Raw genomic sequence first — 10,082 nt, forward strand, 5'->3', positions numbered from 1 at the left:
ACACACAGGAGAACACGAACATGGGATCGCTCAAAAAGCGGAGAAAAACGAAGATCAACAAGCACAAGCGCAAGAAGCGCATGCGCGCGAACCGTCACAAGAAGCGTTTGCGCTACAAGTCGTAACCGCTAGCCTTGACGGCATGGCTTCTCTCCGCAGTGCGATTCGATGGTATCGAGACGCAGGACGTTTTGTCATGCACTGGAATCGTTCCGTTGGCAGGGTTCTGCGGCCCTGTCAGCTCATCCTCTCCACCGGGTTCCTCGGTCTCGCCCACTCTGCCCATGCCGGAGCAACGGCGGCTGACCTGTCGTTGGGCATCAACGGTGCCAAGGTAACCGATTTGCAGCTTTCCAATAGCGGCGAAACCCGCGCGGATGTGCTGGCTCATTTCAGCACCGCCCTGCAGTTTGAGTCTTCGGGTAAGCTGCGCCAGGCGCTGGAGCATTACCTAACCGTCTTCAAGGCGGATCCCACCAACGCGGAACTCGCCTCCCACACCGCAGGCCTTGCCATGCAGTTCCAGGGACGCGCGGCGGCCGTGAGGATTCTCGAAGACGCGGTGCGCGCCAATCCGAGCTCACCCGCGCCACTGCTGAACCTCGCGCAGTTCGCCAGCACCTATCCGCCCGAAGATCTGTTTGAGAAAAACGAGGTGCCGGCCAAGGCCGTGAATGAGGCACTGTCAAAATTCCCCCTGCACGCGGAGGTCTATGAGGTGGCGGTCATGCTGCACCTCACCCACAACGAGCGTGACAAGGCCATCGAGGTCATGAACCAGGCCGCAAACCAGAACAGCCGCGATCCGCAGTACTGGCTGGCCACGGGACACACTGCTGAGCGCGTCTGGCCGCTCGGGCAGGCCGAATTCGGCATGGAGTACCGCCAGCGTGTCGAGCCGTTCTTCGAAAACGCGCTCAAGAACGTCTCCAAAGGCAACGCCGAGGAAGTGACGCTCGAGGTCGCACAGCAATACCTGCTGACCAACAATCCCGACCGTGCCCGGCAGCTCTGCGAGAAGCTTGCGACGGAGTACAATAGTCTGAACGCCCGCAAACTGCTCTACCGCCTCTACGGCGCCACGGAGCAAAAGGACAAGGCGCTCGCCACGCTGGAACAAATCGTCAAGCAGGCGCCCAACGACGCCGAGCAGCAGCGTCTGCTCGCCAGCGAATACGACAGGCTCAAAGAACCCGGGAAGGCCATCCCCCACCTCGAAGCGGCGATTCAAAACGGCGGCGGTGAAATCGGCGACTATGTGAAGCTCGGCTGGGAGCTTTACCAAACGCAGAAGTTTGACGACATGGTGCGCGTGGGACAGCGCAGCGTTCGCCTTTTCCCCGATCATCCGCTGGTGCACTATCAGCTCGCCATCGCTCATCGGTCTCTCGAGCAATGGGAACCCTCCGTGAAACACTTCGCCGAGGCCGAACAATACGCCGGTTCGACACAGACCGAGCTGCTCGATCACTTCTTCTACTACCAATACGGCGTCACGCTCGAACGCCTCGCCCGCTATGAAGATGCCTCGCGGATGCTGGAGAAATCCATCACGCTCACACCGCGTGAAGAATCGAAAGCCGCCGCGAACACGATGAACTTCCTCGGCTACATGTGGCTAGATGCGGGCACCAATCTCGACAAGGCGGGTGAACTGATTGCCAAGGCCAACGAGCTGCTGCCCGACCAGCCCGCGTACATCGACAGCCTCGGCTGGTTCCATTACAAGAAGGGCAACTACCCCGCGGCTCTCAAGGAACTGCAGCGCGCCGAATCCCTTCTGCATCCCATCGAACCTGAAGATGCCGAGATTCTCGAACACATCGGTCTAACGCACCAGGCTCTCGGAAACAAAACGAAAGCGCTCGAATATCTCGAACGTGCCAGCTCCCTAAACACACCCGAACCGAGAGCCCGCAAACGCATCGAGGACGAGTTGAAGAAATTCAAAAACGGCAAGACCGACACGGAGAAAAAGTAGTTCGGACATGATGGCCCGAACTACTCATGCAGCCGTTCTTCGGAATTGATGAAGAACCAGCATCCGGCCCCGAGGAAGTAGGCCACGGCAAACAGCGCAATGTTCACACTCCAGTTATTGTTCGTCGCGGCCAGCACCAGCGGCACCACCATCGGTGCGATCGCACCACCGGCATTGCCCATCATGTTCATGCTGCCCGCCAGCGCCCCCGCATGACGTCCGCCCACATCCATGCAGGCACCCCACGCGCCTGGCATGGCCAGATCATTGGACAAGGCGGCAAGACCGATGGCCAGCACGGACGCCAGCGGCGCATTCGTCTGCATCGAGATCAGCAGCATGACTCCGGCAACGGTCATGCCGAGCACACCCAGCCAGCGCCGTGTGCGGGCGATGCTGCCAAACAGACGATCTAGCCGTGCGGAGATCATCCCCGCCGTCACACAACCGATCCCACCGAAGAACAGCGGCACACAGGCCAGCAGTGCACGCTCCATTTCCGTGAGCGAGGTGAACTGTTCCTTCAAGTACGTCGGGAACCACGTGATGTAGAAATACCACGCGTAGGACATGCAGAAATACTGCGCCCACAGCATCCAGACCGTGCGTGAGGCCACCAGCCGTCCCCATGGCATGGCATGATCTCCCGGCGGCTCCGTTTCACCGATATGCGCGAGCTCCGCAGCGTTCACGGCAGGGTGATCCTTCGGATGATCACGGAACCAGCGGAAGAACGACAGTGCCCACACCACCCCGAGCAGACCGAAGATCAAGAACACCCACTTGTAATGAAGTCCAAGACCGACCTTCCCTTCCGTTCCGCTCGCGAGCATCCAACCGACCAGCAACGGCGTGAACGCCCCGCCCCAACGGGCGCTGAGCCACAGGATGCCCTGCGCTTTGACGCGTTCCGCCATCGGAAACCACAGTGTGAAAGCCTTGGTCAGATTCGGAAAGCAGCCCGCCTCGCCCACGCCAAACAGAAAGCGCGACACGACCAGGGATATCAAATTCCAGGCCCAGCCGGTGGCCACGGTGAAGATCGACCACATCGACACCACCCGCATCAGCACCCGCCGCGGCCCGATACGATCCCCCAGCCAGCCGCCGGGGATTTCAAACAACGCATAGGCCCAGCCAAACGCGGCAAACGCATAGCCCATCTGCGTTTTAGTCAGCCCCAGCTCCTCCTGCATCATCGGCGCCGCCTGCGAAATGCACACGCGGTCGATGTAAGTGATCACCGCCAGCGTGACGGCAAAAAACAGCACCACCTGTCGGGCGCGGGAGGGTCGGAGATCGGATTCCATGGGCGAAACCGCATGCTGTCACGTGACGCGCGTCGGCGTCAACCTTTCAAACCGTGCAAGCCAACGGAGAACGCACTCGTTGAACCCCAATCAATCCATTATGCCCAAATCCTGGAGTGAAAAGTTCGCCCATCCGCCGAAGCCGAGTGTCAGCCGACTCGGCAAACCGTATGCCGGACATGGTGAAGGCGAAAAGATGCTGATTCCGACACCCGCCGTCGTCGCTGAGTATGTGAAGACGATTCCCAAGGGCGAATCACGCACAATGCCGCAGTTGCGCGCAGATCTCGCCGAAGCGCATCATGCAGATTTCACGTGTCCGCTCACGGCCGGCATCTTTCTACGCATTGCCTCCGAGCTGGCCTGGGAACAGCATCAGAGTGGTAAAGCACTCGCCAAGATCACGCCTTTCTGGCGGGCGGTGGATGTGAAATCGCCGATGGCGAAGAAACTGGCCTGCGGTGTCGATTTCATCGTTAATCAACGACGCAGCGAGGGACTCATGAGCTGACGAAAGCAGGAGGCCCGGAACTCCCAACCCATCACTCATGCCACGTCCGCGCGATGCGTTCGATGCTGAGCGCCTTGCCGGTGGCAGGATCAATCGTGATGAGCGCGCCGTTCACACGCACGGCTCCACGTCCGACGCCAAAGCGCGCCGGCATCATGGTGTGGAATCGTTCCAGCACCGGTTCGATCTGGCTGCCGATGACACTGTCCATCGGACCGCACATGCCCGCATCACTCTGAAACGCGGTGCCCTTGGGAAGCACGCGCTCATCAGCCGTCGGCACATGCGTATGGGTGCCAACAACACCGCTGACTTTTCCGTCGAGATGCCAGCCCATGGCCACTTTTTCACTCGTGGCCTCGGCGTGGAAATCGACAAAGATCACCGGCGTTTCCTCACGCAGCTTTTCCACGCAGGCGGCAATGGCCGGAAAGGGGTTGTCGAGCTGCTGGTTCATGAAGGTGCGGCCCTGCAGATTCACCACGGCCACTTTGCACTTCTTCGATTCGAGCACGACAAAGCCGCAGCCCGGGGTGCCTGCGGGATAGTTCAATGGCCGCAGCATGCGCGGCTCTTCACCAAGAAACGGTACGATTTCCTTCTGATCCCAGATGTGATCCCCGCTGGTCACCACCGCAGCGCCGGCACGCATGAGACTGATGGCGATCTTGGGCGTGATGCCGCGACCGCCGGCGGAATTTTCACCATTCACAACGATGAAGTCGATCTTCAGTTCTTCCTTCAACAGCGGCAGCAGGACAGCGACCGCCTTGCGCCCCGGCTCACCCACCACATCACCCAAAAAAAGCAGGCGGAAAAGTCCGTCCTCGCGGTCAGCCGTGTTGTCGTTCATCGTGACGCTACTTAGTAGATGATGAAGCCGGGGATCAAGTCTAGGATGCACTTTATGATGATGAAACGAATGCTCCGCGGCTGCGCGCTGCCGATCATGCTGGCATGCTCGATGACGACGCCGGGCATGACGCAGACGATTGCGCCCGAAGCGCCTGCGCCTGCTGCCACACCTTCTCCGACGCCCGCACCCGATCCGGCGGCTTCCACGCTAGTTCCTACTCCGGCGACGCCGGCCCCGCCGCCAGCACCTGCCGCGCGGCTGGACCGCCTGAGCCCGCTCGGCACGAAGCCCGACTGGCTCAAGCTGCAGGCATTTCATCAGACTTTGACACGCAAGGAATTTGAAGAGGCCATGCGGGATTTTTATTCCGACGGGTCTCCCCTGCCGCCGCCGTGGAAACTGGAACCCGACGGCGTCGTGGTAAAAACCGGCGACCCGGTCAAACCGGAAGCACGCATCGCCTTTGCCGCCCGCGCAGAACCACCGCTGCCTGGCACACGCACCTGGCGGCCCGCCGCCGAGATGCCGCCTCTCAAAGGCCGCCCCGTGCTCAGTGATCTCCACGTCGCCATCGATCCCGGTCACATTGGCGGAGGCTATGCCCAGATGGAGGAACGCTATCTCAGCTTTGCTCCCGGTGAGGCCATTCAGGAGGGCGATCTTACACTCATCACCGCACAGGTCCTCGCCGAACGCCTCAAGGCGCTCGGCGCCTACGTCTCCCTCGTGCGTGACCGTCCCGAGCCTGTCACCCCGCAGCGTCCGTCTAACCTCGTCGTGCAAGCGCGGCAAATCCTGGTCGAGGCCGGTTTTCCGCAGCCGCAGGAGACTTACAGTGGCATCACCGGCGATGAAAAAATTCTCACGGTTCAATGGCAGAGCGAAAAACTCTTCTACCGAGTCAGCGAGATCCATGCGCGCGCTGAAAAGGTGAACAACACCATCAAACCGGACATCGTGCTCTGCCTGCACTTCAACGCCGAATCCTGGGGCAGTGCCACTTCACCGCAGTTCTCTCCGATGAATCACCTGCACGTTCTCGTGAACGGCTGCTACGCCCCCGTGGAGCTGGAGCAGCAGGACGTACGCTTCGAAATGCTCCGTCGCCTCTTTTCGCGCATTCATCAGGAGGAACTCCCGATCGCGGAGGCCGTCGCCAACGGCATGCGGCTCTCCACCGGCCTGCCCGCCTACGTTTACACCACGCCGAACGCCCGCCATGTCGGCTCGAACTCCTATGTCTATGCGCGCAACCTGCTCGCCAACCGCCTCTATGACTGCCCGGTCGTGTACCTAGAGCCCTACGTCATGAACAACGAGGAAACCTACCGCCGTCTGCTGCTTGGTCACTACTTGGGCCGCACGCTCTGCGCCGGACGTCTGCAGACCAGCGCCATCGAAGATTACGTGCAGGGAGTCGTCAACGGCCTCGTCGCCTACTATCAGAAACACCGTCCTCTATGAAGGTGCTCATCGCCGGTTGTGGGTTCGTCGGAGAACGGACCGCGGACCAGCTTCATGCCGCCGGGCATGAAGTGATCGGCCTCACGCACTCGCCGGAATCCGCTGCACGTCTCGGAGTCTGCAAACCATGGCGCGTGGAGTCCTGTGATATTTCAAATCGTGACGCGGTTCTCGCGCTCGCCGCAGGACTCGATGCAGCAGGCGTCGATGGCTTCATTCACTGCGCCAGCTCCGGCCGCGGCGGCGCGGAGATGTATCAGTCCGTCTATGTCGATGGCATGCGTCATCTGGTGGAAGCGTTCCCCCGCGCGTTTCCCCTCTACACCAGCAGCACGAGCGTTTATCCGCAGACCGACGGCGAAATCGTCGATGAAACCAGCTTCTCCGATCCTGATCGGGACACTGGACGGCTGCTGCGCGAAGCCGAAAACATCGCGCTCGCTGCAAACGGCGCCGTCGCGCGACTCGCCGGCATCTACGGTCCCGGACGCTCATTCGTGCTAAAGAATCTGCTCGAAGGCAAGGCCGCCATCGAAGGCAATCATGGCCAGGGGCGCATCCTCAATCAAATCCACGCCGACGATGCCGCGGCGGCTCTCGTTCATCTTATGACGCAGCGCCTCGCGGGCATCTACAACATCGTGGACGATGCCCAGATCACGCAGCGTCAGTGCTTGGAACGTCTTTGCATCGTCTTCGGCCTCAAACTTCCCGGCGAACGCGAGCCGGACCCAAATCGCAAACGTGGCTGGAGTCACAAGCGCGTCTCCAACACCAAGCTTCATGCCACCGGTTGGACACCACGCTACGCGAGCTACTTCGACGCCCTGCGCGACGATCCTGACCTCGTTTCCTCCATCCTCGATCTCGTTCATGCAGGAGGAGAAGCGTCCGTGCCGCGCCAGCCGAACATCCTGCTCATCGGCCTCATGGGTTCGGGCAAAACCACCGTCGGTCGCATCGTCGCGCAGATGATCGGATTTCAAATCGTGGACACCGATCATCTCATCGTCGAAACCGCGGGCAAAACGATTCCCGAAATCTTCGCCACCGAAGGCGAAGCCGGATTCCGCAAACGTGAGTCGGCGGCGCTGCGCTCCCTTTTGGGCAAACGTGGTTGCGTCATCGCCACCGGTGGCGGCATCATCACCCAGCCGCGCAACCTCTCCATCCTGCGTCATCTCGGCTACATCGTCTGGCTGGACGCGGATCCCGAGCGCCTCGCGCGACGCACCGCGATGAACAACAATCGTCCTCTTCTCAACGGCGAGGAGGATCCCAAGGCCAAGCTTGAGCGCCTGCTCGCCGAGCGCAAACCGCTCTACAAATCCCTCGCCGATCTGCGCATCAAAACTGCCGAACTCACGCCGCAGGAGACCGCATATGGCGTCATGGAAAGCGCCCGCGTGTTCTTCGCACGGCGGCAGAAGCTCGAATCAGTGGGCTGACAGATTCAGCTCCAGCTGATCCTCAGAGCCCAGCGCACGTGCATCGTATCCTCTGGAGCGAAGTTCCGATGCAAACTCCCGCGTCGAGCCATGCACGAGGTAAATCCGCCGAGGTTTGACCTGTTCGACTGTTTCATGAAGCTCCGGGTGATCTGCATGATCACTCAATGGCAACGCCACATCGACGCCGTAGCGATACTTCGCGCTCGATTGCAACGCCCATCCCGAGAGCATCAAGGTGCGCATGTTGGGAAGCTCGAGTTTGGCGCCCGGTGGAAACACCAGCACATGCCCCGTGGCTTCGCTTGCGTTGAACGGTCGCCAGTTGGGCAACGCCCCCAGATGAGGCGTCAGCACCTCGGTGATCTGCGCCACGCTCGGATGCACCATCACTGGCAGTTCCGCATCGCGCAGCGCACACAGAATCTCCTGTGCTTTGCCCAGAGAATAACCCAGCAGCACCGGAATGCCGCCTGCCTCAAGGGTTTCGCGCACAAACGCCAGCATCTGACCGATCACATTCTCCGCGGGTGGAAAGCGATACTTCGGCAGACCGAACGTGGTCTCCATGATCAGCGTGTCCGCCTGCATCAGTTCGCAGCGCTCCGCGCTCAACCCCTGCCGCAGCTTGTAGTCGCCGGTGTAAAGCAGCGTGGCTCCGTCCGCCTTGCGCGTGAGGTGCAGCATCGCCGAGCCCGTGATGTGGCCGGCGGGAAGCAGCCGCAACTCCCAGCCTTCCCATTCGAACACCTCGCGCAGCTTCGGCGTCACCACGGTTCCGGACTTCTTCACCGATTTTCGCACCACCATGAGCTGATGCGTGATCTCCGAACAAATCGTCAGCCCATGCCGCGCCACATGATCGCTGTGCGCATGCGACACGAATGCCCGTGCCTTCCCATGATGCGGATCGAGCCACAGATCCGCCTCCGGGAGGTAAATCCCGCGCGGGTGGGTGACGTCGATCAGGGAAGGCATGGCGTTTCGCATTCTACGCGTTGCACGGACGCCGCGCTGCGCCAGTCTTCATGAATGGCTTCTCTCGCCGATCAACTCGCCAAACTCCTCGGCCCTGACCGCGTTTCCACGACACAGGCCGACCTCGCCACGCACAGCACGGACAAATGGTTCGCGTCGAACCCGCCTGAAGTCGTCGTGCATGCACAGAGCGCCGAGGACGTGTCCAAAACACTGCGCTTCGCCAATGAGAACAAGATTCCGGTCACACCGCAGGGCGCGCGTGTCGGTTACGTCGGCGGTGCGGTGCCCTTGCAGGGCGGGATCGCACTCTCCGTCGCGCGCATGAACAAGATCAAGGAGATCGCCATCGAGGACGGCGTCGCGGTCGTCGAACCCGGCGTGATCACAGGTGATTTGCAGGCCGAGGTGCGCAAACTTGGCTGGTTTTATCCGCCGGATCCGGCTTCGCTCAAGGAATGCAGTCTCGGCGGCAACATCGCCACGAACGCAGGCGGACCGCGCTGCCTCAAATACGGAGTCACCCGGCATTACGTGCTCGGTTTGGAGGCGGTGCTTGCGGACGGTTCGATCGTGAAGGCAGGCGGGCGCTGCCACAAAAACAAGACCGGCTTCGATCTCGTCGGCCTCATGGTCGGCAGCGAGGGCATGCTCGGCGTCGTCACCGAGGCCACGCTGCGTTTGATTCCGCATCCGCCGATGCGAGCGATGCTGTCGGCAGGATTCAATTCGTTCGCGGAAGTCGCGAATGCCGTGCAGCGGATCCTTGGCAGCGGCTTCCTGCCGTCGGCGCTCGAAATCGCCGACAAGTTCACGCTGCGTGCCGCCCGCGAGTATCTCGGCGAATCCGTCACACCCCAGGGCGATGCGCATCTGCTTGTCGAGATCGATGGCCAGCCGGCATCGGTCAAAGGCGAGCTTCAGCAGCTCGTGAAACTCGTGCGTGACCTCGGTTGCATCTGTTTGAACGAAGCGATGGGCGACGAGGCCTGCGAAGCGTTCTGGAAACTGCGTCGTGAGTTCAGTTACAGCCTGCGCAACACCGGTTTGATCAAGTTGAACGAGGACATCGTCGTGCCGCGTGGAAAACTCGTCGAACTCGTCGATTTCGCGGAGAAACTCCAAGGCGAGTTTGGTTTCCCGGTCGCCAGTTTCGGGCATGCGGGCGATGGCAACATCCACGTAAACATCATGGTGCCGACGATGGACGATCCGGCGATCCGCGAACGCGCCGAAGCCGCGCTCGATCGTTTGTTCCATCAGATCATCGACTGGAATGGCGCGATTACAGGTGAGCACGGTATCGGCGTCGCCAAAAAACGCTGGTGGCGCGATGCGATCCCGCCCGCGGCGCACGAAACACACCTGCGCCTGAAAGCCGCGCTCGATCCGAACGGCATTCTGAACCCCGGAAAGTTTCTCGGCTGAGCCCGCCGCTGCAAGATCACTTCATTTCACCCTGTTCCCTGCCTACAACCATGACCAAACTGCTCATTCCAACCCTCCTGCTCGCGCTGCCTTTGTGCGCCGCGGA

Annotated in this window: 9 protein-coding genes; 6 read left to right on the plus strand and 3 right to left on the minus strand. The window is 60.9% G+C overall.

The features are described from left to right. The first annotated feature begins 20 nt into the window (after nucleotides 1-20). Nucleotides 21-125 (plus strand): AURKAIP1/COX24 domain-containing protein, encoded by a 105-nt coding sequence (locus KDL09_RS07130; RefSeq protein WP_133796641.1) that lies wholly within the window; start codon nucleotides 21-23, stop codon nucleotides 123-125. Between the two features lie 17 nt (nucleotides 126-142). Further along, complete coding sequence (locus KDL09_RS07135) at nucleotides 143-1,981, plus strand: tetratricopeptide repeat protein (protein WP_294383150.1); 1,839 nt, start codon at nucleotides 143-145, stop codon at nucleotides 1,979-1,981. A 20-nt stretch (nucleotides 1,982-2,001) separates the two neighbouring features. Here KDL09_RS07135 and KDL09_RS07140 read toward each other — a convergent pair whose 3' ends face one another. Beyond that, entirely contained in the window at nucleotides 2,002-3,291 is a 1,290-nt protein-coding gene (locus tag KDL09_RS07140) for an MFS transporter (RefSeq protein WP_294383153.1), read from the minus strand. A gap of 100 nt (nucleotides 3,292-3,391) precedes the next feature. On the opposite strand from KDL09_RS07140, the gene KDL09_RS07145 reads away from it, so the two are divergent. Beyond that, complete coding sequence (locus tag KDL09_RS07145) at nucleotides 3,392-3,802, plus strand: hypothetical protein (RefSeq protein WP_294383155.1); 411 nt, start codon at nucleotides 3,392-3,394, stop codon at nucleotides 3,800-3,802. Nucleotides 3,803-3,833: 31 nt separating this feature from the next. On the opposite strand, the gene KDL09_RS07150 is transcribed toward KDL09_RS07145, so the two are convergent. Then, nucleotides 3,834-4,655: a TIGR00282 family metallophosphoesterase gene (locus KDL09_RS07150; RefSeq protein WP_294383157.1), complete on the minus strand. Its 822-nt coding sequence runs from the start codon at nucleotides 4,653-4,655 to the stop codon at nucleotides 3,834-3,836. Nucleotides 4,656-4,781: 126 nt separating this feature from the next. On the opposite strand from KDL09_RS07150, the gene KDL09_RS07155 reads away from it, so the two are divergent. Together KDL09_RS07155 and KDL09_RS07160 are read left to right on the plus strand one after the other, a co-directional pair. Next, nucleotides 4,782-6,122 (plus strand): N-acetylmuramoyl-L-alanine amidase, encoded by a 1,341-nt coding sequence (locus tag KDL09_RS07155; RefSeq protein WP_294383160.1) that lies wholly within the window; start codon nucleotides 4,782-4,784, stop codon nucleotides 6,120-6,122. Then, nucleotides 6,119-7,570, plus strand: a complete 1,452-nt coding sequence (locus KDL09_RS07160; RefSeq protein WP_294383162.1) for a shikimate kinase — start codon at nucleotides 6,119-6,121, stop codon at nucleotides 7,568-7,570. Before KDL09_RS07155 ends, KDL09_RS07160 begins: the two co-directional genes overlap by 4 nt. Here KDL09_RS07160 and KDL09_RS07165 read toward each other — a convergent pair. Continuing rightward, nucleotides 7,559-8,548 (minus strand): MBL fold metallo-hydrolase RNA specificity domain-containing protein, encoded by a 990-nt coding sequence (locus KDL09_RS07165; protein ID WP_294383163.1) that lies wholly within the window; start codon nucleotides 8,546-8,548, stop codon nucleotides 7,559-7,561. The genes KDL09_RS07160 and KDL09_RS07165 overlap by 12 nt on opposite strands. 54 nt (nucleotides 8,549-8,602) lie before the next feature. On the opposite strand from KDL09_RS07165, the gene KDL09_RS07170 reads away from it, so the two are divergent. Beyond that, on the plus strand, nucleotides 8,603-9,976 hold the full coding sequence (locus tag KDL09_RS07170) for an FAD-linked oxidase C-terminal domain-containing protein (protein ID WP_294383165.1): 1,374 nt from the start codon (nucleotides 8,603-8,605) through the stop codon (nucleotides 9,974-9,976). Nucleotides 9,977-10,082: the final 106 nt, after the last annotated feature.

Source organism: Prosthecobacter sp., assembly GCF_020439865.1.
In the GTDB taxonomy this organism is placed as follows: domain Bacteria; phylum Verrucomicrobiota; class Verrucomicrobiia; order Verrucomicrobiales; family Verrucomicrobiaceae; genus Prosthecobacter.